Below are 26224 nucleotides of genomic sequence, written 5' to 3' on the forward strand. Positions count from 1 at the left end.
GCCACAATTAAATTTAGCGAAATATCTCCGTTTAATGTTAATTAAGGGTGATAATACGGTTAACTATTTAACGCGCTTTTAACGATGCGCGCCCAAAGCGCATAACCTTTTGGGGTAAGATGCAGACCATCGCTATCGTAGTAAGAAGTGTCGGGCTGGCCATCGGCATTCAGCATGGCATCGTAAATATTTATAAAATGCCAGTTAGGCTGGTTGGCGACAATCTCTTCAGAAATGATCTTGTTGGTAAAATGGAATTGCGGTGCCATGTGCCAGCGCGCCATACTTGGCTTAAGCGATATAAAATAACAAGGCAACGCACCAAAGCGCTTTTGCACCCTTGCAGCCAGCTGCTGAAAAAACAGGAAAACCTCTTCGGGGTGGCGGCCATCGCCAAGGTCATTATCTCCGGCGTAGATAATTAATCGCTGAGGCTGGTAACCTTCCATCACCCTGTCAAAAAACCAGGTACATGCCGCCAGTGTAGAACCACCAAAACCGAGATTGACTGGTGCATGATCCGCAAAATCGTTAGCCAAAGTTTGCCACAGCCTGATAGACGAACTGCCATAAAACAAGGTGGCCGGCTGCGATATGAGTTGGCTTCGCTGCTTTTCTAAACGTTTTATGTCGTCCTCGTACCAAAACATGGGTTTGTGTATTTTTTGTTGTAAACAAAAAAAGCCTCTTAGTTACCTAAGAGGCTTTTGGCTCTCCTTATCGGATGTTGTGAAGCAAATTTATAAAAATCAGGCCTTTCCGTGAGCTTTAAAAAACTTTTTATATAACATTACGTACCGTAACCCTTGTAGCCATTATTTCTATGCAGTTCAAACATCCTGGCTTCGCGGGCTATTTGCCTTTTTAACTCACGCGATTTTACACCCAGGAATTTCACTTTAGCCTTTTCGTACTCTGCAAAATAGGCATCTATCTGCTGTGCTAACTGCGAAACAAAATGATCATAATTGGCCTTCATCTCTATCAATTGCCTGCGATGGTCTGCCGCTTTTTCTATATCTTTTGGTGCGCCCCCCCTATCGTTAAGCACATTCTCTAACTGAAGCAGGGCATCTACTAACTGCCTGTGCCTCGTATCACTAATGCCCTGCATTTTATGATTTTTAATTAAAAAAGCAGGCGCGCCCAAAAGCAAACGCCTGCTTTGACGTTGTTATTTCAATATTACTTTACGTATAGCATTGTTTGCACCATCTAATACGTATAAGCTGCCATCTTTACCTATTGCAAGGTCTTCTATGGTAGCAAACTTTGCTTCTGCCAATGTGCCATCGGTAAAGCCATAACTGGCTTTAAGGATAGTTGTTACAGCAGCTGTAGCCGGGTTAACTAAACGTATTGCCCGGTTATTGCGCTCGCCAACCACTAATTGGTTTTCGCTGTTGTATACAAGGCCCCATACACCATCAAACATCGCAGCCCTGCCTATGCCATCTGCATAGCCACCACTACTATATTGGCCGGCAAACAAAGTTGTACTAACACCCGGGATTGTTCTGTGAATACCGGTACCACCATCTAAGCCATTATCTGAGTAATAAATAGTTCCAGCAGCATCAACTGCCGGCCTTGATGCTAACCAAACCGGGCCATTTACTTTTGTATAACTGCCGGTAGGTGTAACCTTGTTCATGCCGGCGCCAAAGCCTGCAAGGCCCACATACATATTTCCGGCTGCGTCCATAGTTATTTTGCCCGGCTGGAAACCACCCGTAAATACCGTATTTTGCCCTGAAGGGGTTATTTTTCTTACTTGCGAAGCACCTTGGTCTGCCACATAAATATTATCCTGGCTATCTATATAAATTCCGTTTGGAGATGAGAAATGTATATCGGTACCATTTGCCTGCAAGTTAGTTATAGTGCCACCCGGAGTTATCTTCTTAACCAACCCTGTACCGGCATCAGTAGCGTAAACGTTATCATGGCTGTCTACCGCAATGCCTTGTAAGCGGCCAAAAACAGAAGTGGTTGGGCCACCGGCAAGCGTTACTACCCCTGCACGTTTAAATATCTGTGGTGAGGTAGTTTCTAAACCACCTACCGCTACTTTCACTATACCTGTACTCAGGTTTACCGGGGCATCAACCACCAACTGGGTCTCAGTGGCCGATTTAACCGAGGTAAGTACATTATTAAAGTAAACTTTATTTTCAGATGCATTGGTGCTGAAACCGGTACCGGTAATGGTCACGGTAGTACCTGCCAAACCATTATCAGGCGTAAGCGACGCTATACCTAAAGTTTGATCTTTAAATGCAGGGCCTGTAGTAGCCTGGTCGTTAACCACTACCCTGATATTACCGGAACCCGTACCACCCGGAATAGTAAGCGTAATTGCTGTTGCTGTTACCGATTTTACAGGCACTTCTACATTATTGATATACACCTTATTCTCATCAAGTACAGTACTGAATATATCACCCTGTATGGTCATCTGCGTGCCTTTAGGGCCGCTTAATGGCGATACCGTATTGATAACCGGCTTGCCAACAACTGTAAAGGTTTGACCGGTTATTTTTTGGCCGTTTATGGTTACAGACAAAGGACCGGTAGCCACCCCATCGGGTGCTAAAACCACTAATTGCTTATCTGTACCTTCAACAACGGCTGCAGTTTTACCATTAAAATCAACCTTATTATTTGCTGCCACGCTTTCAAAACCAATACCTGTAAGTACCACGCGTGTGTTGGCGCCACCTGTAAGGGGTTTCATGGTTGTGATAGCCTGGTAGGTAAAGTTGCGGCCGGCAGCTTCTTTACCATCAACTTTAACGCTTATTGGGCCAAAGCCTGCATCTTTTGGCACTTCGGCAACTATCAGCGTATCGCTAACGCTAACCACCAATGCAGCCACGTTATTAATTAAAACAGCAGCCGGGGTGGTTGTGCTCGAGAAACCTTCGCCAATGATCCTTATCTGCGAACCTGCAGGGCCGTTGGCCGGCGATACATCTTTAACCGAAAGATCCTGATAAGTGTAAGTACCTACATCAAAGGTTTTACTGCCCGCTTTAAGGCTTATCTTACCGGTAATACCATCAGCCGGGATACGTAACACCACCGCCTTATCGGTAACGCTGATCACATCAGCATTCTTACCGCTAACGGTTGCGCTGTAATTGTTTATTGATGTGCCGAAACCCTGGCCTTCTACAGTAACCAGTGTACCTGCTTTACCACTATTTGGGTAGTAGCTGGTCACCTTTGCTTCAACATTGGTGCCGCCGCCGTTCTCCTGCTTGTCCTTTTTACAGGCGCTAAAGGTTACCAGGAGCGCCAGCAGCATACATACGCCGGCACTCCATTTTTTGAATTTATTCATTTTCAATGTTTTCATTTATGATATCATTGCGCTTATTAGAAAGTATACCTGGCACCAAACTGCATCTGCATGCGCGATGCAAAGTAGTCTATGCTGTATGGTTTGCCCGGGTTATCAAACGTAAATACCGGCCAGTTGCCGCTGTTTTGCGCCGGCGGGAACAACGTAGGTGTTAAGCCCACGCTGCTGGTTGAGTTGAATGTATTTGGCGAGAAGTACTGGATACCCCAGTTTTTGTTGATGAGGTTAGTGATATTCATCACATCAACCGTAATGCTTACTGACTGGCTCTTCTCTTTGTTTACAAACACATCATGCGACAGGTGAAGGTCTGCCTGCAGGTTCCATGGTGTACGGGCCGTGTTACGTTCAGTGAACTGCCCCCTTCTTGTGCTTAGGTATTTGTTACCATCAATAAAACTATTGAACGCCTGTGCCTGCTCTGCCGCCGTACGCCCGCCGGTTACGTCCTGAAAGTAACGGATAGCCTCATCTCTTTGCGGGATGTAAGCCAGTGATACCTGCTGTGGTAAACCCTGGATACTGTTGTTTACGATACCGTATGTGAATGGGGTGCCTGATTGTGCCGAGAAGAACAGCGTAATATTTGTCCTGCCTGCCGATTTCCACATCTTGTTATAGCTGACAGTTGATACGATACGATGGCGGATATCAAAGTTGCTGTAAGCAAGTGTTGGATTATTAGGCACCAGCGACTGGTTCAACTGCCAGTTACTCTCCATTGAGTTACGTACGCCGTTGCTCAGATCTTTTGATTGGCCGTAGGTGTAGGCTGTAGTAATGTTTACGTTATCGATAGTTTTGGCCACGCTACCGGTGATGCTGTAACGATAACCTTGCCCGGTGTTGCTCAGCAAATAAATATTGGAAAATCTTGAATCTACCGTGCCTTTATAAACCGGCTGCTGCCTGTTTTTATCATAACCGTAATAGAATGGGTTATCCTGCGTGTTCAGTTGTTGGAACATTACATCTTTTACCGTTTTGGTATAGATACCTTCCAGCGTAAACTTCCATTTGTTGGTGGTCTCATAATCAACACCCAGACTGCTGCGCATTACCTGCGGCATAGTAAAACCGTTATCGACCAGATCTACCTGTGTTTTGCCGCTGTTAGGATTATTGATAACGGCGCCGTTCTGCTGCACAAAGTTGCCTATGCCGTTAGGGTTGGGTTTAATGGCATCACTACCCGGTGCAAAGGGTTGCTGATCAGCCTTCTGATCAACCGCACCATAGCTGTTGCCGGTATTGTAGTAAGCGTATGCTAACCACGCGAATGGGATGCGCCCCGTAAATAAACCCACACCACCACGGACGATGAGGCTTCTATCGCCCAATGCATCGTAACGGAAACCTACTCTTGGCGATAACTGCACTTTGTTCAGGAATTTATTGTTGATCCTGTTCAATGGAGCGTAGGTATAGGTGTTGCCAAAATAAGGATCGGCTTGTATGCTCCTGATCTTGTCGCTCAGGGAAGGCATATCCGGCAACGAGGCAATATCTGCACGCAAGCCCGGGGTTATCTGCAGTTTATCGTTCACTCGTATCTCATCCTGCACGTAGGCGCTGTACATGTTCACGTTGAACTTTGCCGCCGGGTTAGCCAGAATGTATTCACGGGTGTTATTGATGTAGTTATATGAACCGCGTACCCGGTATGGGTTGTTATCCAGAAAATCCTGGATGCTCAGGTAATCTACCCTGCCGTTCCAGCCGTTCACAAAGCCGTAGTTGATATTGTACAGCTCGTTATGCGTACCGAATAAGAATTTATGGCGACCAGTCACATAATTCAGGTTGGCGGTTACTTCCCATGTTTTTTGTTTCATGTTAAAGATACTTGCTTCCCTGTCTGTACCCAGGTAGATGGTGGTACCCGGCGTGTTACCCATGATCTGTACCTGTGGCAAACTTGGATCGCTCAGCGGATCGCGTTTATCATTTACCTGGGTATATCCTACGACAACGTTCCCTGATAGCGAATTGCTGAAACGACTTTTCAACTCGGCAACTGTACTGCTCTGGTTATTGGTTTGCTCATAAGCCATGCTGCTGAAACGGAAATCTTGCTGATCCCTGTCCATCACTGTAGCTTTACTAAAGATGGTGTTGTTACGAATAGCTAACTGATGCTTATCGCTAATGTTCCAGTCCAGCCTGTTGAAGAACTTGGTCGACCTGCTTTTATTAACATAAACACCGGCAGTACCTACGTCGAATATATCGCCATAACGGCTCCTGGCAGCATCGCTTATTGCGTTGGCATCTGCTATGCTCAGGATGTGGGCTGTTTCCTGTGTTCCTACGTAAAGCTGCGTTGGGTCTTGCCTGCGGGTAATCTCCTCGTTACTAAAGAAGAACAATTTGTTTTTGATAATTGGGAAACCCACGCGGAAACCGGCCTGGTAATCCTCAAACTCCTTGTTCATTTTACCCAACGAGCCTACCCTATCGTTGCCGGTTACGGCAGCATTACGGCCAAAACCATAAACCGAGCCGGTTACTGTGTTGGTACCGCTGCGGGTTACGGCGTTTACAGAACCACCCGTAAAGTTACCTATCTTCACATCAAACGGCGCCAGGTATACCTGGATGTCTTCTACTGCGTCTAATGATAATGGGTTGGTACGTGTTGAGCTACCAGCCATACCAGAGGTACCGGTTTGCCCGCCTAATGATGGCGAGAACCCTATTGCATCGTTATTGATGGCACCATCAATGGTTACGTTATTGTACCTAAAGTTGGTACCACCAAAGCTATTGTCTTTACTGGCTTGTGGGGTTAACCTCGTCAGATCGGTAATGCTGCGGTTTACCGTTGGGGTGTTGCGCACTTCGTTAGCCGTAATGTTGCGGCCTGCCCCTGTGGTGTTGGCGCGCGGACCACGGGCTACTTTGGCCGTTACGTTTACCGCACTTAGTTGCTGTGCATTATCCTGAAGGGTAAAGTTAAGTACCTGTGTGCCGCCCAGGCGTACGTTGATATCGGTGCTGTTCTCCGTTTTCATCCCCGTAAATGAGGCGGTTACCGTATAGGGACCACCGATACGGAGGTTGTTTAAAAAATAGCGCCCGTCGCCGTCGGTGGCTATGGCATAGCGTGTGCCCGATGGTGTGTGTAAAGCTACTACTGTGGCGCCCGGTAAAGTGCCGCCTTTTGCGTCTTTTACCTGACCCGATAACGAGCCGCTTGTTTCTTGCGAAAATGCGCGCAAACTGCTCATCAGCAGCAAGCATAACACGAGTACTTTTAAGCCTGCTTTAAGCATGGAGCGCCCACGCAGCGCCTTTTTTTGGCCCGGCCTTTCTTGTATATCTGTTTTCATTTCTTTTTGTCTTTTTTGTGTGGGAGATGCTTTACTGGGTAATTTTCAACACTCCGTTTATCACATGCAATACACCATTACCGGTTAAAATATCCTGCTTCACAACGCTTACATCGCTGGTATTGCCAATACCGCGCAAGGTTATGCCGTTGAAAGTTCCGGGAGCAGAAAAATCGGGGGTAAGGGTTATGTTCACCAGGTTATCATTTAACATGGCCTGGCGGCTGGCGTTGGTAGATCCGGTGCTTAGTACATAATCGTTTATAAAACGCCTGTCGCGCACAATATGATAGTTAACCAGCTCCTTTAAAACAGCTGGGCTGGTTTGGCTCACCTGCTGTACCGTTTGGTAACCCATGGTACGCATAGCTGCGTTATTGGGTGCAAAAATGGTGTATGGCCCGGCGCCGTTTATTGTTGCCAGTACGCCCGATGTTTGCAAAGCCTGGGTAAACAGTGTTACTTCGCTCTCGGCAGCTACAGCATCGCCAAGCTTATCGTGCACATAAGGAGTAAGCACCCTGTTTATTACCTGGATAATACCGTTTGATGTAGGCAGGTTCTCTGCCACTACTCTCGATCCGTTAAGCGTTAATATGGTATCTCCGTTCTTTATCCAGTGGGTAGCAAACATTTTTCCCCCGCGCGAGCGCAACTCCTGGTTAAACAGAAATGGCAATTTGTTTAGCTCATACTTACCATCAAAAATATGGTAACGGGCCATAGGTGCAATCACCGACGGACTTGCCGATAACACAGCCTTTGCATCGGCATAACCAGCGGTGGCAAAAGCAGCATCAGACGGGGCCATTATAGTGTAAGGGCCTGCACCTTGCTGCAACTCTTTATCTAAAGTACTTAACCTTAAAGCTGCACTAAATGCTGATAGGTTAAAGTTATCGGCAATTACCAGGTTTATTTTGTTGTTATCTACAGATGAAACCTTATCATCCTTTTTGCAAGACGTAAATGATGTTACAGCAAGCAACACCAGCAGCCCGGCGGTAATTTGTTTTGATATATTTTTTTGCTTCATCTGTTTATTTCATTTTAAAATCTTTGGGAACAAGCAGCCTGTCAACCACGTGGATAGGCCCCATCAGGGTGTTGATGGTTTCTGTTACGGTAGCCGGTGTAGCGGCAGAGCCTTTTATCTGCATCTGCACCTTACTATCGGCAGTTGTTGTGAAAGTGTAAGGCATCAGGTACTTTACATAATTCACATCGTAGTTAATGAGGTAATTGCCCAGTAGGTCATTCCTCAGATCGTTGCTAAAAAATAAGGTTGGCTTTGGTGCGGGGTCTTTACCCATGTTGGTATAAGGCAAATTTTGACGGCCAAAGTCCCAGTGGTAATTTAAAACCGTATCGCTCGGGAAACCGGCATCGGTAGGTTCACCAATGTTCCAGTCAAACTCCATTGGTTTAGCACGCTTGTTCCATTCCAGTACATCCTCAACCGTATTAAAACCTGCTGCTTTAAAAGCATCGTTGGTTGGCGCAAACATCATGGTTATTGGTACCGATACTCCGGGCCTGATATCGAACTCTGTAGGATATAGCTTGCGGCGGTAATCATCACCAGGCTCAAAGCCGTAATTCTCCATATACAGATCATTGTATTGCTTATTGTGCTCCAGATCTGTGCGGCGCGTTACTTCCAGGAACATGCTGAAGCGCTGATCGGCCTCAAGTGCGCCCACAAAACTTTTGGTTGGCACAGGGATAAGCCGGCTGATAGGAAATACCGAGCCATTTGTTGCCTCGATAGCCGCATCGGCATCGCCCGATGGTATACTATTTACCAGCAACTTATTACCATCAATACCCAGGTAGTGGCGATAGTAGTACGGAGCGTTATAGTTTACCGTGCCATCCTTAGTTAACAGATCTGCCCGTGGATGCAGGGATACGCCTTCTAAATTAGCGCCGTTAAGTTGCAGATCGGCCTTGGTAAGTTTTACTCTTATGGTATAATAAGATACAAGGCTATCCACATCATTAACAGCCATTTTACTGATAGCATCAGCCGTGTAACCGGCAGCCTGCATTACTGCATCGGTAGGTACAAGCAAGGTGTATTTTGCGTTTGTTTTAACCGGTGCTTCGGCAATGGTACTCCGTTTCCAGGCCGCGTTAAAAATGGTATACGGTGACTGGCTCAATACCTGGTTAAGGTCTTTATTAACCTCGGGGTTATAAGGTATCTTCTCTCCTTCGGCCGGGGGGATAAATTCCGTTTTTTGGCAACCTGCAAACAGTAGCACTAATACTAATGCCGGCAGGGTGCGCTTTATAAATGTGTTTATCTGTTTCATTTAATACAGTTTTTTAGTTAGCAGCCTGCTGCGGCAATAGCATTAAACCGGGGATATCATGCACTATGCCGTTCTCTAAGCGGTGGTCAAACCCTGCAATTGCAGGTAATAAGGAAATGTTATTGTAAGGGGGCCAATACCTACCCATCAATGTTAAACCATACTGCCCGTTAGGGTCCATCAGATCCAGTTGCGGATAAGGGATCCGGGCGTTGTAGCCTTCGTCTGTACCAAAGCGTACCAGCCAGGTATCATCGGGGATATTTATAGAGTAGATATACTCGCTGCTTTTAAACACGTATTTATCTGATATAAAAAAGTGTTTCTGGCGCATAATGTAAGCGCCAAACAACCTGCGCCCGTTATATTGGGCGGTGTTAAGGGCCTCAATATCTGCTTTGGTAATGTTATTGGCTTTAAACGCACTATCGGTTGGGGCAAAAACCGTAAAGGGCCCCTGCCCTGCCAGATCATTCCATAAACCAAATTTTTTAAGGCCGGCAACATAGATGCTGTAACGGGCGTTACCTTCAAGAAAATTCTGCACGTTTATACCTTTATGATACTTCATCATTTTGTTAAGCACATGCAAAACGCCGTTGGCCAGAGTAACATCCTGGCGGGTAACCATGGCACCATCAAAGAAATACCTATCATCGGCAGTAACCGAAGAGACGTATAATTCATCGCCAGACATGGTTTGCAGGCGAAGGTCAACCGCGTTGGTTGGTATATCGCCCACAAGCAACCTGCGGCCTTTAAGTATGTGATACTGCAGGTTACGGCGAAGGGTGTCTTTATTAATTTTCTGAATATCAGCTACCGTTCTTATCCCTTCCTGGTTAAAGGCAGCATCGGACAGCGCCAGGATAGTAAAGGGGCCCGTAGCATTAAGCTCCTGTGCCATGCCGGTATACTCTAAGGCGGCGTAAAAGAGTTTAAAATCGTAGTTGTTTTTAATAAAATCTCCGGCCGGCCTTATGTTGGCATTAGGCTCGGGGATCTCCAGGTTCTCGTGTTTGCAGGAACTGAATAAGGCTGCAAAGCAAAGCATTGCCAGCATCATTAAGCTACCTGTGTATTTTGTTATCGCTTTATTCATGTTTAAGCTTTTTTGTTTGATAGTTTTGATGATGCTTAATACTGCGGTGCTGGGTATTTGCGCTGTATGGTCATGAGATAAGCCGCGCCGTTAACCACCTCTATGGTATTTACCGAAGCAAACGACTGCGGATTATTTACGCCCGAGTGGATGTTAATGACCGTATTTGGCAAACGTTGCCCAATGTTACCATTCACGTACACCTGCCCATCGGCTATACAGTTGATAGTACCCCAGTTGCCCTGGGTATCATAATCTGAAAAGTAATAGGGGCTGTTTGTAGGGTTGGTACCCGGCGAATAGAAGTCAAAAACCTGCCAGCTTTTTGTTGTAATATGGCTGGCTGCTTTATCAGGAAACAGCGGGTAGCTCACATAAGTAGCCGGCGTGCCCAATGTGGTACTGCGCACCATGGTGGTAAGGTATTGGCCGTTGAAACCCTTTACCTCTCTGCCCTGCAAATTACGGGCGTTTGCATCCTCATCCTGGTTGGGGTATATGGTAAGGTAAACATCCATACGATCCCTTATCCCATACATCAGGTTGTTAACGTTTATGGGTTGCTGCTTTTTGCTGTTGTCTGCTTCCACAAAACCTTCGGCGCTGTAATTGTAAAAGTTTACGTAGTTAAGTGAGTCTGACAATGGCAGCTTTTGAAAATTCTCCTGCCTCAGCAATACTTTATTGCTTTTTGAGTCGGTATATTTTTGTTGAAGCAGGTGCATGGTATACACTTCTTTGGCCGAAAAATCGAGCGTGGTATCTACCATCACATCGCCTATCAAAGCGTTCTCCAGCTTAAAATATGGCACTGTGTTTTTAGGCCTGTACAAGAACATCACCCGCAACTTGCCCGATGGGATCTGCGCCCAGCTGCTTAAATCGTACCCGTTAAGGATAGGGCCAACCAGCACGTTCTCTTTACCGGGGTACTCGGGATTGTTTACCGATGTGCTGCTACCGATGTGCGATGGATATGGCGGCGCATAAGGTTCGCGCGTATCCAGGAAATCGCCTACTATCTGGCCGCCGCTAACTTTGCCAGAGGCATCAAAAGTTGGATTGATGATCATGCAGAAGAAGGGTACTTTGGCATCCTTAACATCAAGCGAGCGCGTGTACGGCAGATCATTAAATACGCGCAGATATGCCGGCGAATCGATCTTGGTGTAATCAACCTTAACGCAGCCGGTAAACAGCAGCGTGCCTGCCATTATTATGGAGAATAAGAGTAATAACTGCTTTTTCATCTGTTTTTTGTTTTTATGGTCAGATGGTTTCATTATTTATTATGCTTTAGGATGATCATGCGGGCCTTGTTGGCTGTTGTAGCACCAGTGCCCGTTTTACCTATCAGCGCCACCGTAAATATGCCCGGCTCATGTGCCGGCAAGGCGCGCCCTGCGTTTGTGTAAAGCGCTTTGTTGGCAATAAACTGATCGCTGGTAAGCACCGGGATATCATCGGCCCATACACCCGGCACCACATTTGGCGACGAGCGGTAAGCCATCAGATCGTACTTTGCCTGCGAAAACTGGGTTGACACATAGGGGTTCTGCAACAGCGGCTGGCCCGGCTGCAGGTTTATGCCTGATGGGTTACCATTATCTGTAGTAAAAGTGATATATGGGTTTCCCATTGAAAGGTTCAGATACCGTTTAAAGAAGAAATATTTAAACTGGAAGTAGGCATAAGTACCGTCTTCTTCGGCATTGTTAAACCGCGTGCCGCTAAGGTCATTAGCCACTAACAAGAGCTTGGCATTACCGGCGGCATCGGGATACAGCCACACAGTATAGTTTTGGGCTGCGCGGAAGTTTGCAGTAGTTGTCGCAATAACTTTACCGTTTGCATCTGTCGCCTTTACCTCTTGAGTACCGTTTATCATGGTAGCATAATCACCGGTTTTACCAAAAGCAAGCCCGTTACCTAATGATGTACCGCCCACGCTGAAACTTACCTGATTATCGGGCATGGCATTTACAGCCTGTACCCTGCAATAAGTGAGATTGGCCGATGGGCTGTTATCGCTTATAACTTGGAAAGTATTTTGTACAATATTGCTGGTTTCATCAACCTCATTAATAAAGTATTTAGCTATTTGCGGGCTTATCACAATAGTGTATATACCGCCCGGCTGATAAGTTTGAATTGGTGCATAAGTAAGGTTACTTTGCGTTGTTTGCCTGATAGCGATAGTTGATGTGGGCGGGTCAAGAATAGTCAGCTCGTTGATATTACTGCCGGTTCCGGGTATTTGCCTGCCGTTGGCGGTAAGTACCTTAAACTGGTAAGTACCGTACGGCACTTCAACATATTCAGACGCTTTTTGTACTCCTGTAACATTAGTGGTTTGTGTGCTAACGGGTGTGCCATCAGCATAAGCAAGGGTTACAGGGCCATCAAGAGCTTCCTGCATGCCACTACCATTTACTGACAGATTATTGATGTGGCCTGAAAAATTTACTATCCTTATCTTAAAGTGATCTGGTTTTGATGGTGCGGTTATAGCACGCGGCAGTACCTGGTATTGCGGCAGGTCGGTTGTATATTCCTTGTTCAGCAGGTAAACATCCTGCGGGTTGTTCACATCATACTGCAGGTTAATAAGCGCCCCTAAATTAAGATCGGGGTTGTAATCGTAAATACCCAAATCCAGGGCTATCTTATGCTGCGCATTAAACAGATCCTGAGGAATGGTCCAGGTTTTACCCAATTGCCCGTTTGTTGGAAAATAGCGGGTACCGGGAAGGTTAGGTATTTCGTTAGGGCCAAATACCTTAAAATTTGTGAGCGTATCGCCATTGGCAATTACCTGGCTAAAGCCGCCAAGGTTTACCACACGTATGTTTGATGATTGCTGATTATCTGTAGTAAAACGATTATCAATAACCGTGTTAAGCTTATCCTTTTTACAGGCAACCTGCAGTAAGGCTATCAGTAACAGGCAAAGCAAATTGTATGTATATATTCTGTTCTTCATTACTTTATCAGGTTATATGAAAAGCCTATCATGATCTCGGCACCACGCTGGTATGAGCGGTTAATGTATTCGTTGCCATACCATTTGCCACCGGTTTGCGGGTTGGCATATACCGTTTTTATGGCCGGGTTAAGTATGTTTTTGGCGTAGCCTTTAAAAGTTAAGCGGCTGTTTAATCGCTGGCTAAAAACAAAGTCGACATAGGGAACCGGGGTGGTGTAAAGGTCGGGTTCGCCGGTTAGGTTTATCTGTACAAGGCGCTCGCCTACCTGGTTATAGGTTAAGGTAAGATCAGTCCCCCATTTGGTGTTGTTGTAGTTTAACCATGCGTTTATAGAGTACGGTGCCTGCTCAAACAAAGGGCTATTGCGTGGTGTAAACCTGTCTAACGATCGGTTGGCCTCATAGCGCTCAGGCGTTTTCTTGATCTCGCTTTGCGCCAGCAATAAGTTTGAGCCGATGAAGAAGTTTTTAAGCGGGTCCCACATTTTACCCAGATTTTTCACCACCTCTAACTCAATACCCCAAACTTTACCTGTGTTAGGATCATTCTGGAACTGGATGGTTGGAAATTCAGGATAAGTGGCTGCAAGGCCTGCCGTTTTTAAGCTGAATACCTTTACCAACTGGTTTTGGATACGTTTACCAAATGCTGATACGGCAAACACTTCTCCCTTATCGGGGAACCATTCCCAACGGAAATCGAGGTTCTCAGTACGCTGGTTGATAAGGTTGGGGTTACCTACTACCAAACCGCCCTGGAAAACATCAAACTCAAACACATTGGTTATTTCACGCAACTCGGGGCGGGCCAGCGTGGTATTAAATGCAGCCCTAAAGTTCATGTTCTCTTTTAGCGTGTATGTAGCGTTTACGGAGTAATAAGGCTTGTACTTAGTTTTGTAAACCGAATTTGGATTGATAGGGTTAAGTGGCACCCTGCCGCTGCCTGTGGTAAGCGCCGGATCTAAGAACACGCCGGCAGTATCCACTTTAGAGCCAATATCCGTCATCTCGAAACGTACACCGCCCGCTACACGAAAGTCATCTGTAATTTTCAGATCCAACATGCCATAAAGCGCATTGGTTGCGTAGTAACCTTTGTAGTTGTTAGGCGATTTCTGGCTGTTGTATAAATAACCGGTAACAGGAGCCATACCCTCGCCCTGGCTGCCGGTAGGTGCTTTTATACCTATCATTTGGCTACCCACCAGTTTGTTCAGGTCGCCCTCAACATCCTGCAGCGGAATAAAGCCGTTGCCCGTAAAGTTTGAGCCCGGTATAAACAACTGGTTCTCATTAAAACTACGGTCTCTGAAAAGGTAGTTCACACCGGTTTTAAACTGCTGTTTCTCGCCCAAAAACTTAAACGGAATGGTAACATCAGCCTTGTAATTGTAGTTGGTTTCATCAAGATGTCTCCATCTGCGGCCGTTTGGCTCTGCCTGGATGATACCGTAGCTACCAAAACCATTCACATAACCCGATGTAAGCGCATATAAATGCTTAGTGTAAGTACGCGTGTCTGCGCCGTTCTGTTCGCCAATTGCCGGGTGCAGATAATAACCGCCGCCCCTTGGCATATAATCGGCAAGGTTAGCAAAACGGAAATCGGGATCGTTTTGGGTTGATTTTGAAGTGGCTACGTTATAGCTTAAACGTGGCGAGTATTCTCCTTTCAGAAACTTGTGCTCGCCCTGTAAGTTAAAGGTATTAAGGTTACGGTAAGTTTGCTTAAGCGAGTAAACGGTGCTGTTAACATCGCCGGGTAAAGCAGTATACTCATAGCGGCCGTTAAGGTTGGTTGCCGTATTTTCGCCACCCCAGCTGCCCAGGTACTGCATGCTTATCTCGTGGCGTGGGTTAAAGCGATAGGTTAAACCTAACAAGGCGCCATAGTTAAGCGTTTCGGTACCGGTGTTTTCTTTATAGGTTTGGTATTTACCCATATATAAGCTGTTAGGCGTGATATAGTTGGGTATACTACGGCGACTGTAAATATTAGGGTTGCCGGTAACCACACCCTGGTAAATACTGTATTGGGTTAGGTCGCCACCGTATATATCGGTAGTGCGGCGGTAATAGTTTAAACCCGCAACCAAACCCAGTTTGTGCTCTTTAAAAAGCGTAAAGGTGTTACCGTACGTAGCAGAGTACAGCTGGTTTAGCGGCGCGCTCTTATATTGGGTGGTCATAACCGGGTCAAAGCGTTGCATAATGCCGTTGATCCGGTTAACCTCGTTATATGCCGTTGTACTGTTGTTGCTGTTGGCTATCATATTCTGGATAGATGATAAGCCATTTGGATACTGCTGTGCAAGGGCTTTAAAATCTGCAGGAAGATCTTTCCTGTTGATTTTGTTGCCGAAGGTGCCCATATCGCTGTTCCAGAAACTATTGTAGTTGCCACCCAAACCAATGTTTGAGTTAAAGCCCGCTTGCATAGTAATATCAAACGTCTCCTTATCAGGTACCGATTTGGTTTTCAGTTCCACAATGCCCGCAGCAGCATCGGCAGGTTTATCAGGCGTTACTGTTTTGTAGATGGTAATGTTATCCAGCAAAGCGGCCGGAACAAGGTCAAGCGGGATGGCACTACGGTCAGGGTTTGATGATGCCAAACGCACACCATTCAACTGGCCGATAACGCTCCTATCACCCAGGCCGCGGATAGCCACGTATTTATCATCAGACACCGTAACACCAGATACACGCTGCAAGGCCTGTGTGGTGGTGATACTTGCCGTACGTTCAATTTGCTGGGCCGAAATTGCATCCTGTATAACCGATGCTTTTTTACGCTCATCTAATACAGCCAGCTCGGTACGGGTATTACGGCGGGCCTGCACCACAACCTCGTTCAATAATTTGCTGGATGGCTTAAGTTTTATTACTATCTGTTGCGAACTTTTGCTTACAGCAACCTCTTCGGTCTCGTAGCCCATGTAACTGAATACCAGTGTAGCACTTTCGGCAGGTATAGTGATAGAGAAAGCTCCGTTAACATCAGTTAACGCACCGGCCTGGCCATTCTTTATCCTTACAGATACACCAGGTAACGATTCGCTTGTTTTGGCATCGATAACCTTACCATATATGCGCACAGGTGCCGGTGCGACTTCGATAATCACATAACCCTCTACAAGCTTATATTGCAGGCCGGTATGGGCTAAAACATCATCGAGTATATTCTTAACGGTCTCGTTACGGGCGTTTATGGTTACGCTTTTAAGAACAGCACTAACCAACTTCTCGCGAACGGAGAACTTTACTGACGAATTGGTTTCGATAGCGGATAGACTTTGAGCAACGGTAGCGTTGTTTAACGATAGCGTTACCTTTTCCTGGAGCGACTGGCCATCTACCTTATTTGCCAGTAATACACCGGCAAAAGTAAGATGAAGTACCAGCACTAAAATCGAGCATCTCATTATAAAAAGAATCTCTTTTTTGCACCACCGATCAGCTCTTGAAGCATTTAAAACTGTATCGGGGTAACTATCATATTTATTTTTACAAGGACTTTTATTTGATCCTTTTTGCATATTTTTGATTGTTACTGATTTAACCCTGGCAACAGGGCTGCATCTGTTAATTAAAAAGGGAGCAATCCCCGGTTCTTTGTGCTGCCCCGACCTGAGAAATCTGGCGGCACACCGAATTCAAAATCATGTTCGTTCGCTACTGCAAAGTGGCGGACGTTTCTTTTTTTAGGTAGAGTAGGTTTATCTATATATCATTCCTTTCTTTTTTTATTTAGAGAATACCGTAACTTTTTGACCCTCAATTTTATATTGAAAACCCGCTGTTGCCGCCAATACGTTCATGGTGCGGTTTAGCGGCCACCTGCCGTTAAGCGTAACCGATATTTTCTCGTTAGCGCCGCTCAGCTTTTTGCTGTCAATAGTTACGTTATAGGCACGCTCAAGCGCAGCGAGTATGCGGCTTAGCTCCTGGTTATTAAAAATGAGTTTATTGTTTGCCCAGGCAAGGGTTTCCAGTATATCGCGTTTGTCTGTTGTGGGCTGGCCTTTAAACCAACTGATATGGTCGCCAGGTAACATGGTGGCCAGTTGCTTTTTCTGTCCGTTAACCAGGCTGCTTACGCGTACTTTGCCGGTAACCACACTTACCTCAAGCGGGTCATTCTTAAATGCATCTATCTTAAACGAGGTACCCACAACGCGGGTCTCCAGTTCATAAGAGTGCACAGTAAAAGGTTTTTGCGGATCTTTGGCGACTTCAAAAAAGGCCTCACCCTGCAGGTAAACATCTCTTCTGTTACCGGCAAAACTTTCGGGATAGCTCAGCTTACTATCAGGGCCAAGTGTTATGGTTGAACCATCTGAAAGACTAAGTGTGGCACGCTGGCCGCGGGCCGTTTTATAATCAATCAGTTTAACAGATGTGGCCGAAGATGCCATTTGCTGCTGCGCCTTGTTATTTCTATTGCCGATAAAATAAAATCCGGCTCCGGCTATCAGCACTAAGATGGCTGCATAACGGGCAATACTTCGCCACAGCGAGATTCTTATCACCGGCACCACAGGCTCAATATTATTGCGTTGCTTAAATAGTTTTAGCTTATCATCAACAGAACCGTCTGTTTCGGCTTGCGGGTCGGCTTTAAATTCGCCGCCTGTTTCGTCCATCACCTCATCAAAGCCCTGGCGGCCTTGGGGTGTATTCATTATTTCTTGCACCTCTTCCAGTTCGGCCTTAGAGGCTGTTCCGTTTATCAGTTTCCTGATGAGTTCTTTTTCTTTTTTATTAAGCTCCACGTTAAAATTTTGTTCGTCTGTTAATTGGGTATACACAGTTTTTAAAGGTTACCACCCACGCAGGTGAAACTTTTTTTAAAAAACTTCAAACAAAATTTAAATCAGAACAAAAAAGCCAGTAGCGATAGCTAAGGCCATAGTGGAAAAGAGAGAAAAAAAGAAGGAAACGATTACTGCAAAAAGGGAATAATGAAGATAAGCAAGTGCGAAAGATTAATCTCCTCGAGCGTTTTACGGCAGCTTGCCAGCGATGCCGACATATAATTCTCAACCGTATTGATAGATAGGCCAAGCTTGCTGGCAATTTCAGAGTAAGTAAGGTTTTCCTCGCGGCTCATGCGGAAAACACGCTGGCGTTTTTCGGGCAATTGAGATACCACCTTTTCGTATACCGATGAGATCTCTTCTTCGTGCATCAGCTCATCCGGTGCTTTTGATAACGGCGACGCACTTAGTGGCATGTCATCAAGGCTAAGTAACTCAGGAATCTTGATACGATAATGGTTAAATATGGCGTTTTTAACTGAGCGCAACAGGTATGGGCGGAAACCTGCCGGCGCGTTAATATCTCCATCTTTTTTCCAAACGCGCAGCATTACATCCATCACCAGCTCTTCGGCTACCATATCATCTTTAAGGTTTTTTTGGGCGTAATGCAAAAGGGGGATGTAATATCTTTTAAAAAGCGAGTCATACGCCGTGGTATCGCCATTGCGCCACTGTTGCAACAGTTGCTCATCTGATATAACGATAGCGGCTGAGTATGACATAAGGAGCGGATAGAATAACCGCCCAAAAGTACCGCCACGAGGTAACCGTAATATCAACGATGTATTACCTGATTATTAAATGTCGGAACATGTAAAATAAGGAAATGGAAAGTGTTGGACATTAAGCCTTATAAGCATTTTTAATTAATCAGGTGAAACCAGTTTGACATGCTGGCCCTCTGAGAAAAAACCGGCCGGAAGAAATTCTAAACTAAGCGGCCTAAATACAAATATATCAAAACGAGGATTACCGTTTTCATCAAGCGTTCTTGGAATTTCTACATAATGATAAATGGGTATTCCGCCAAGAACGGAACCTTCTTTCAATTGAAAATCTGCCTGCCCTTCAATAAAACGAGCAAAGATAAAATCACCTCGATTGTGATGAAAATAGTGGCCGATGATCTCAAAATTCCATTCCATTATAATCTCTATATATACCTTGGAAACTAATTTATAGAAATCTCATCAATAAAAAAAGCCTCACATTTCTGTGAGGCTTTCTGCTCCTGAAGCTGGACTCGAACCAGCGACCCTCTGATTAACAGTCAGATGCTCTAACCGGCTGAGCTATTCAGGAGTGTTTTCCGGTTTGGAGAGTGCAAAAGTATGTTTTCTGATCTAATTTCACAATATTTGCACAAAAAAAATTTAAAAATATTTTACATGAGTTTGTTAACCATTGGTACTGTGGCGTTTGACGCAATTGAGACCCCTTTTGGAAAGACCGATAAAATCATTGGTGGCTCTGCTACCTACGCAAGTTTGGCTGCTTCTTACTTTTATGACCAAATAAAAATTGTTGCTGTTGTTGGTGACGACTTCCCGCAGGAAGACATTAAAGACTTCAACGATCATAATATTGATACCGAAGGTTTGCAGATTAAACAGGGCGAGAAATCATTTTTCTGGAGCGGCAAGTACCATAATGACATGAACAGCCGCGATACTTTAATTACCGACCTTAACGTACTGGCCGACTTTGACCCTATTATCCCAGAGAGCTACCAGGACTGCGAATATTTGTTTTTAGGCAATCTAACTCCACAGGTACAGCAAACAACCATTAAACGCCTTAAAAACCGCCCTAAACTGATCGTGATGGACACCATGAACTTCTGGATGGACATTGCTATGGACGACCTGCTGGAGACCATCAAAATGGTGGACGTGCTAACAATTAACGATGCCGAGGCCCGCCAGCTATCAGGCGAGTACTCATTGGTGAAAGCTGCCCGTAAAATTTTAACTATGGGACCAAAATACCTGATCATTAAAAAAGGTGAGCATGGCGCTTTGTTATTCCATGAAGATCATATCTTCTCGGCCCCTGCCCTGCCACTTGCCGAAGTATTTGACCCAACCGGTGCCGGTGATACCTTTGCAGGTGGTTTTATCGGCTATATGGCTAAAGTGGGTACTGTAAATTTCAATAACATGAAAAACGCCATCATCTTCGGATCGGCATTGGCATCATTCTGTGTAGAGAAATTTGGCCCTGAGAAAATCAAAAATCTAAGCGCAGAAGAAATTAACACACGCGTACAGCAGTTTGTTAATCTGTCGTCTTTCGAGATATAAGCCTCACCCAACCCTCTCCTGAAGGAGAGGGCTATAAAAAAACATTCCTTTCTTAAAGTCTCCCCTTTCAGGGGGAGATTTAGAGGGGGCTTAACCACCTTTTTACCTTCACGCCCACTACATCGCCTTCTTTGTAGGTATCGGGCTCGTTGTTTACAGCACGTAGGATAACGCCTTTGTTCTCCAGTATCAGATCTTCATAAGGGCCTTTAAACAGGATTTCTTTTACCAGCCACTCACTTGTTTTAAGCACATTGCTGAGGCGGATCCACTCGGGGTAAACCACTATGGCCTGTTTATCGGTTTTAATGCCGCAGGCTTTGGCTTCGTCCGTATTAAGCACATTGCAGTTGGTAAGCAGCTCGGCGGTATATAAGTTTTGGGGATGATTATATAGTTCTTTCGGATGGCCGGTCTCTACAATCTCGCCTTGTTTGATCACGATGAGTTCATCGGCCATAGAAAGCACCTCGGCGGGGTCGTGCGACACCATTACCACCGTTAGGCCGGTTTCTTTTACTATCTGGCGAATATCGTGCTGCAGGCCCTCTCTGAAAGAGGTATCCACCTGGTTAAAGGGTTCATCGAGTAGTAAAACCTTCGGGCGGGTAATAATGGCACGGGCAATAGCAACGCGTTGTTTCTCGCCGCCGCTCAGGTCGGCTACGCGTTTCAGCGAGAGGTGCATCATGTTCAGCTGGCGCAATACCTGCTCGGTTTTTTCTTCTTTGGCTTTAATATCCGTACTGGGTAGCATGGCGGCTACGTTATCCCACACACGGGCAAACAGGTTAAGATCGTCGGTATGCTGGGTAACCATTTTCATGTCATCGTGGCCGGGTATCAACTTCTCCTCAGGGCCCCAGATGCGTTCGCCCATAAAAGATACCCTGCCTGCATCGGGCGACAATAAGCCATACAACAGGCGCAGCAATGTGCTCTTACCGCTGCCGCTTTCGCCAATAATGGCCGTTATTTTCCCGGGGGTAATATCAAGCGTAATGTTTCGTACACCTGATAGTTCGGTTCCGCCGTATGATCTGCTTACTGCCTCTGCTCTTAAAAATGTTGTATCAGCCATTGCCGCCAAAGATAAGTATTACGGAGACTTTACTGCACACGCTGATCAGGGCTTAAACTTCATTAAATCAAAAAGGGATTTTTATCTTCCTGATAAAAATCCCTTTTTGATACTTTAATTGTTATTTATTACCAGCCTACGCTCATACCAAAGTTAAACTGCCTCAAGCCGTCCTGCGCGGGGCTGTTATCAAACATATTGTTGAAGTAGTATTTAGCAAATACACCGATAGCACCGTAACCTATGCGTGCTGCTGCACCGTAACGGAATTTTGCAAAGTGGTAATCGCCGGTTAGTTTGGTATCACCTTGTTTGCTCTCCTGTTTCAGGCTGCTGCTGATACGGATACCCAGATCAGGACCAACCACAAAGTGGAACCTGCGTCCGTCGGCATCATCATGCGTACGGAAATCAAATGAGATAGGTACGCGGATATAGGTAGCCGATAAACGGTTCTTGGTCAAATCTGTAGTACTCGGGATATAAGTTAAACCAGGGCCGTCACGTTGTATGGTAATGTTATTGCGCAGGCGCAGGTTTGTCCAATCAAAACCACCGGCAACGTAGAACCTGAACGAGCTGCTGAAACGGTAGCCCAGCTGCAGCACATCAAACCCAATACTGCTGCTTCTCCATGAGCGGTAACTCAGAAAATCATTTGCGGGCGATAGCGTAAAGCTGCCATTATCGTTCAGTGTGGTTAAGCCGATATCAAAACGGGTAAACGTAAGCCCGAATGAAAAGCCCGGAGCTTTTGAAGCCGTGTGCGTGGTATCGTTTATTTTAACCTCGGTAACATCATCGCCAAAGCCAAGGCGTATTCGGGTACGGCGGGTTTTAGTTGTATCTGTTTTAACCGAATCGGTTGTAGTGGTTTGGGCAAATAGTGAAGTTGCGGCCAAACATATGATGGTGGTAAAGAAAAGGCGTTTCATATTCTGTAATGTACTTTAAAATTATCTGCTTTGTTTTTTTATTTTAATGAAACCGAGGTTAAGGCCTGTAACGTTCGGTTCATCTTCGTCCTTACTTGAAAATTCAATCAGTTTATCTTTTCGTTTGTCTATTTTACTTACAACGGCATTCAGCAGGTCGCCTATACCGCGTATCTTGTGTTTGCGTGTTGGTACGGCTGCCAGTGTTTTGGATGATTGCTCATCTGTTACTGGCTGCACAGCCACAGTATTAACCGGCATAGGTTCTTCTATCTTCTCAACCAGCGGCGTGGTTTTATTAGGCACCGTAAACTTTATACCCGGTGCTTTCTGTACAGGCAACTGTGCTAATTGCTCGTCTTGTCCGCTTGTCAAAACAGGTTCAGTAATAACTGGTTTGTTTGTTTCTGTAGATTTTACTACAACCTCCTTCACAACAGCTTTACGGGCATGTACAGGTTTTGCTTTCGCGATAGTAAGCTCAGGTGTGATAGCGACAAGCGGCTGTTTAGCTTGTTGCTGATCTGCTTTATCAGCTTTTACTTCTGCTGCCTCGGGCTTATCAATCTTAGGCTTAACTATAGCTATTTGCTGCTTTGGTTTTACTTCTTCATTCCTGGTCAGAAAATATATCCCTACCGTTAGCATCACCAGTAAACTTGCAGCTATGCTAAGGTAAATACCCAATGGCCTGCGTTTGTTACTATCCAGCTCTGCAGAAATGCCTTTCCACACCCCGCGCGATGGCTCAACTTCCAGGTTGCCGAGTTTGTCGCTAAACAAACGGTCAAAATCTTTATCCTGCATAATTGTATGTCTTATTGTCCATTTTTAAAACCTGTTCTTTAAGGATTGCCCTTGCCCGCGACAGCTGCGATTTTGATGCGCCTTCACTAATACCCATTATCTCGGCTATCTCTTTGTGCGAGTAACCATCAATGGCGTACAAGTTAAACACCATACGGTACCCCGGCGATAGGGCTTTTATCAACAACAGCAGATCCTTTGCTTCCAGACTGCTGGCTGCTGCCGCATTTACTGATGGTTCGCTACCTGCCTCATCCAATTCAACCACCTGCATCATTTTATGGTGCTTACGATAGTATTCAATTGAGCTGTGCACCATTATGCGCCTCACCCAACCTTCGAAAGATCCATCGCCCCTATAGTCTGCAATTTTTTGGAACACTTTCATGAACCCGTTCTGCAGCATATCCTCGGCTTCCATACGGTCGGTAGCGTAACGCATACAAACGCCCAGCATTTTTGAGGCAAACTGCTTGTACAGCTGCTCCTGCGCTTTGCGATTGCCGCTTATACAGCGGGCTACCAGTTCATCAATAGTGTGCTTAGGCTCCAAAAACATCATTTATTGGTAAGATGTAAGGTTTGATAAATTGGTTGCATGCCCGTTTGAAAATAATTTAAACACCTGCCCGCGAGGGGGTGAAAACACCCAATTTAACGCTTGCGGGCATAATAATAAGCAAAAGGCTATAATTTTGAATCATTAAAACCTCACACTTTTATTGCAATATCACATGAGCTATAACCTATCCGCAGCAAAATTTATCGTATCACTGCTTATTGCCGGCAGTATTTCATTTAGTTTAAAAGCGCAGATGGCGCCCACCATCACCATGTCGCCCGAGGTGGTGAGCTTTCAGGTAGATCAGTTCAACGATTTCCACGAGGGTCTCGCCATTATTAAACGCGGCACGGCATCATCACTTATTGATAATAAAGGCAACACGGTAGTGCCCTTTGGGAAATACCAGTTGGAGAGTACCGAACTTACCGAAGGTTTTGTGAATGGCTACTGCATTTTCCGAGATGTTAAGACAGGTTTAGCGGGCTTTGTGAACAGCGCAGGTAAGGTGGTCATTAACCCGCTGTATGGTTCGGCAAGTCCGTTTGATAATGAGGGCTATGCTATTGTGAGTGATAAGAACAACGCCACCTTATTTTTTGTGGACAGGAACGGCAAGACCACTCCCTTCCCGAAAGTTTTCTTTTACAGCCGAAAAGCCATCACACCGACGGCTGCCCTCACCGAAGCCAACGGCGTTACCAAAAGCCTGTTCAAAGCCAAAGACCCTCGCGATGGTCTGCCCGCCATATATACAGATTTTACCAGCGGTATAGCCGTTGGCAAAGAGGACGACCAGTTTGGTTACTACACCCGCACGGGCAAAAAAGTGATAGCCAATAAATATGAGTTTGCGCAACCTTTTTCGGAAGACCTTGCCGCAGTGGCCTACAAAAACCAGTACGGCGAAGTTAAGTGGGGCTTTATTGATAAAAGCGGCAACGTGGTTATCGATTTTAAATACAGCAACCAGCCCGGCGATTTTCATAACGGTTACGCGGTGGTTTATCCGGCTGATAAGACAACATTTCAATATGCTTTTATCGATAAAAAAGGTGCGGTATTCTATACCGTGAAAGACAAATCAAAAAACGACCGTAAAGATTTCCAGGGCAGCCTGGCATTTGTAGCGGGCAAGCACGATCTGGATCTGCTGGATGCTGAGGGTAAGGTATCTGAGCTAAGCATCAATACCGGCACAAAAGATAAAAAAGGCAATCCGGTAGTAACCAAATCATTCGATTATGACAACTACATCGATAACGGAAACATCCGCGTAACCATGAAGGGCAAACATGGTATTATCAATACCAAAGGAGATGTTATCGTACCAATAGCTTTTGAGAGCATCTCCTACTTCGACCCCGCATCAAGACTGGCAAAAGCCACTTATAAAGTGCAGTCCAAAAAATCGTCGGAAATTGTTGAGGGCTATGTAAACACGGCCGGCGTATTTGTAATTGTGAGGCAGATAACCAAAACGCAGTGGTGATTTTTGGCTGCGCTGATCATTGGGTCATTCTCTTATTTGGTGTATATTAGGGTATGGAAAATGATGAGGCCCGGACTCAAAATAGTATCTTCCGTGTGCCATCAAAAGGTGGTATCGGGCTAACGCTAATTTTGGGGGTATTTGCTATTATCGGACTATGGCTACTTTCAGCACCAATGATTATGATAATAATCCTGGCCATCGTTATCATCATATTTTTAAGAGTACACGCTATCAAAGAGTATACCTATAGTATATCACTCGACCTGCCCCAAAAGCAGCTAATGTTAATCACTAAAAGTCGTACAAGCAGCCAAACCGAATACTTTTCCTTTAATGACTTATGGTTTATCTATAAAAAACGCGCGGATTACTTTGGAACAAAATCAAGGGTGACCCCTCAGAAAAAAGATATCTTACTAATTGACAGCAAGCGCAAAACATTAGCTTTTCTTGTGCCTGAGCAGGATGGCTGGACACAGAAATTAATATTTGACCTGGCAAAAGAAATGGCCGCTTCGGGTATCGAGCAAAAAATAGACAAATATGATAAGAATGAAATTGTAGTTACTACTTCTTCTCTCTAAAACGCTTATAGATCTTCACGGCCATCATCAGTATAATACTGAAGGCAATGATGCCTACAACGCCGAAGATCCAGTTGAGGGCGCTTTTAAGCACTACAAGGAAAACGATGGCAAATAAGAGTATGGTTGCAAGCTCGTTCCAAAGGCGCAGTTGGGTGGATGTCCAGGAGAATTTGCCTTGCGCCATCAGTTTCATCTTTTTCTGGCAGATAAAATGGTAGACGATCAAACCTACAACAAACAGCAGTTTGATCACTAACCAACCCGGCCATATCATGTACCATTTATGCAGGTGTATCATCAGCGCACCGGCAATGATAACAATGTACATGCTGGGTGTAGCAATTATCCACCATAGTTTTCGCTCCATCACCTCAAATTGCTCAGAGAGAATAGTGCGGGCAGGCTCGGACTTGTCCTGCGCTTCGGTGTGGTAAATAAACAGGCGTACCATGTAGAATAGCCCCGCCATCCAGCAGACTACAAAAATGATGTGTATGGCTAAAACGTATTGGTACATGATGCC

Annotated in this window: 21 protein-coding genes and 1 tRNA gene; 3 read left to right on the forward strand and 19 right to left on the reverse strand. The window is 45.4% G+C overall.

The genetic code is table 11. The features are described 5' to 3' along the window. Positions 1-59 precede the first annotated feature (59 nt). From D0C36_RS08105 to D0C36_RS08170, 14 genes are all read right to left on the reverse strand, one after another. On the reverse strand, positions 60-650 hold the full coding sequence (locus tag D0C36_RS08105) for an SGNH/GDSL hydrolase family protein (RefSeq protein ID WP_117391037.1): 591 nt from the start codon (positions 648-650) through the stop codon (positions 60-62). 140 nt (positions 651-790) lie between these two features. After that, a complete protein-coding gene (locus D0C36_RS08110) occupies positions 791-1114 on the reverse strand; it encodes a hypothetical protein (RefSeq protein WP_147321960.1) in 324 nt (107 codons plus the stop codon). A 60-nt stretch (positions 1115-1174) separates the two neighbouring features. Beyond that, positions 1175-3361 carry an IPT/TIG domain-containing protein gene (locus D0C36_RS08115; protein ID WP_117391039.1) on the reverse strand — a complete coding sequence of 729 codons (2187 nt, stop codon included), beginning with the start codon at positions 3359-3361 and terminating at the stop codon, positions 1175-1177. A gap of 20 nt (positions 3362-3381) precedes the next feature. Further along, a complete protein-coding gene (locus tag D0C36_RS08120; RefSeq protein ID WP_233524449.1) occupies positions 3382-6699 on the reverse strand; it encodes a TonB-dependent receptor in 3318 nt (1105 codons plus the stop codon). 31 nt (positions 6700-6730) lie between these two features. Continuing rightward, on the reverse strand, positions 6731-7735 hold the full coding sequence (locus D0C36_RS08125; protein WP_117391040.1) for a fasciclin domain-containing protein: 1005 nt from the start codon (positions 7733-7735) through the stop codon (positions 6731-6733). A 4-nt stretch (positions 7736-7739) separates the two neighbouring features. Further along, on the reverse strand, positions 7740-9017 hold the full coding sequence (locus tag D0C36_RS08130; RefSeq protein ID WP_117391041.1) for a fasciclin domain-containing protein: 1278 nt from the start codon (positions 9015-9017) through the stop codon (positions 7740-7742). Between the two features lie 13 nt (positions 9018-9030). After that, a complete protein-coding gene (locus D0C36_RS08135; RefSeq protein ID WP_117391042.1) occupies positions 9031-10119 on the reverse strand; it encodes a fasciclin domain-containing protein in 1089 nt (362 codons plus the stop codon). Between the two features lie 35 nt (positions 10120-10154). Beyond that, positions 10155-11369 (reverse strand): hypothetical protein, encoded by a 1215-nt coding sequence (locus tag D0C36_RS08140; protein WP_117391403.1) that lies wholly within the window; start codon positions 11367-11369, stop codon positions 10155-10157. A gap of 32 nt (positions 11370-11401) precedes the next feature. Further along, the gene (locus D0C36_RS08145) at positions 11402-13102 is read right to left on the reverse strand and encodes a DUF4397 domain-containing protein (RefSeq protein ID WP_117391043.1); all 1701 of its coding nucleotides are present in this window, start codon (positions 13100-13102) and stop codon (positions 11402-11404) included. Continuing rightward, positions 13102-16533 (reverse strand): TonB-dependent receptor, encoded by a 3432-nt coding sequence (locus D0C36_RS08150; protein WP_117391044.1) that lies wholly within the window; start codon positions 16531-16533, stop codon positions 13102-13104. Before D0C36_RS08150 ends, D0C36_RS08145 begins: the two co-directional genes overlap by 1 nt. A 321-nt stretch (positions 16534-16854) precedes the next feature. Beyond that, positions 16855-17883, reverse strand: a complete 1029-nt coding sequence (locus D0C36_RS08155) for a FecR family protein (RefSeq protein ID WP_158557092.1) — start codon at positions 17881-17883, stop codon at positions 16855-16857. A 170-nt stretch (positions 17884-18053) separates the two neighbouring features. Then, positions 18054-18653, reverse strand: coding sequence for an RNA polymerase sigma factor (locus tag D0C36_RS08160; protein ID WP_117391046.1), 600 nt, complete (start codon positions 18651-18653; stop codon positions 18054-18056). Positions 18654-18797: 144 nt separating this feature from the next. Further along, a complete protein-coding gene (locus D0C36_RS08165; protein WP_117391047.1) occupies positions 18798-19076 on the reverse strand; it encodes a hypothetical protein in 279 nt (92 codons plus the stop codon). A gap of 83 nt (positions 19077-19159) precedes the next feature. Continuing rightward, positions 19160-19233 (reverse strand) — tRNA-Asn (locus D0C36_RS08170). A gap of 86 nt (positions 19234-19319) precedes the next feature. Between D0C36_RS08170 and D0C36_RS08175 the strand changes: the two genes are divergently transcribed. Further along, a complete protein-coding gene (locus D0C36_RS08175; protein WP_117391048.1) occupies positions 19320-20234 on the forward strand; it encodes a PfkB family carbohydrate kinase in 915 nt (304 codons plus the stop codon). A 79-nt stretch (positions 20235-20313) separates the two neighbouring features. Here the strand turns inward: D0C36_RS08175 and D0C36_RS08180 are convergent, their stop codons facing one another. The 4 genes from D0C36_RS08180 to D0C36_RS08195 form a co-directional block, all read right to left on the reverse strand. Then, entirely contained in the window at positions 20314-21315 is a 1002-nt protein-coding gene (locus tag D0C36_RS08180; protein WP_117391049.1) for an ABC transporter ATP-binding protein, read from the reverse strand. Between the two features lie 128 nt (positions 21316-21443). Beyond that, on the reverse strand, positions 21444-22250 hold the full coding sequence (locus tag D0C36_RS08185) for a porin family protein (RefSeq protein WP_117391050.1): 807 nt from the start codon (positions 22248-22250) through the stop codon (positions 21444-21446). Between the two features lie 21 nt (positions 22251-22271). Continuing rightward, the gene (locus D0C36_RS08190; protein WP_117391051.1) at positions 22272-23057 is read right to left on the reverse strand and encodes a hypothetical protein; all 786 of its coding nucleotides are present in this window, start codon (positions 23055-23057) and stop codon (positions 22272-22274) included. Beyond that, positions 23047-23619, reverse strand: coding sequence for an RNA polymerase sigma factor (locus D0C36_RS08195; protein WP_317126761.1), 573 nt, complete (start codon positions 23617-23619; stop codon positions 23047-23049). The genes D0C36_RS08190 and D0C36_RS08195 overlap by 11 nt, the downstream gene beginning before the upstream one ends. Positions 23620-23791: 172 nt before the next feature. Between D0C36_RS08195 and D0C36_RS08200 the strand changes: the two genes are divergently transcribed. Together D0C36_RS08200 and D0C36_RS08205 are read left to right on the forward strand one after the other, a co-directional pair. Beyond that, the gene (locus tag D0C36_RS08200) at positions 23792-25111 is read left to right on the forward strand and encodes a WG repeat-containing protein (protein WP_117391052.1); all 1320 of its coding nucleotides are present in this window, start codon (positions 23792-23794) and stop codon (positions 25109-25111) included. Between the two features lie 53 nt (positions 25112-25164). Further along, positions 25165-25698 (forward strand): hypothetical protein, encoded by a 534-nt coding sequence (locus tag D0C36_RS08205; protein ID WP_117391053.1) that lies wholly within the window; start codon positions 25165-25167, stop codon positions 25696-25698. On the opposite strand, the gene D0C36_RS08210 is transcribed toward D0C36_RS08205, so the two are convergent. Continuing rightward, positions 25682-26218 carry a CopD family protein gene (locus D0C36_RS08210; RefSeq protein WP_199501974.1) on the reverse strand — a complete coding sequence of 179 codons (537 nt, stop codon included), beginning with the start codon at positions 26216-26218 and terminating at the stop codon, positions 25682-25684. The genes D0C36_RS08205 and D0C36_RS08210 overlap by 17 nt on opposite strands. Between the last annotated feature and the right edge of the window lie 6 nt (positions 26219-26224).

The organism is Mucilaginibacter conchicola, from assembly GCF_003432115.1.
Lineage (GTDB): Bacteria > Bacteroidota > Bacteroidia > Sphingobacteriales > Sphingobacteriaceae > Mucilaginibacter > Mucilaginibacter conchicola.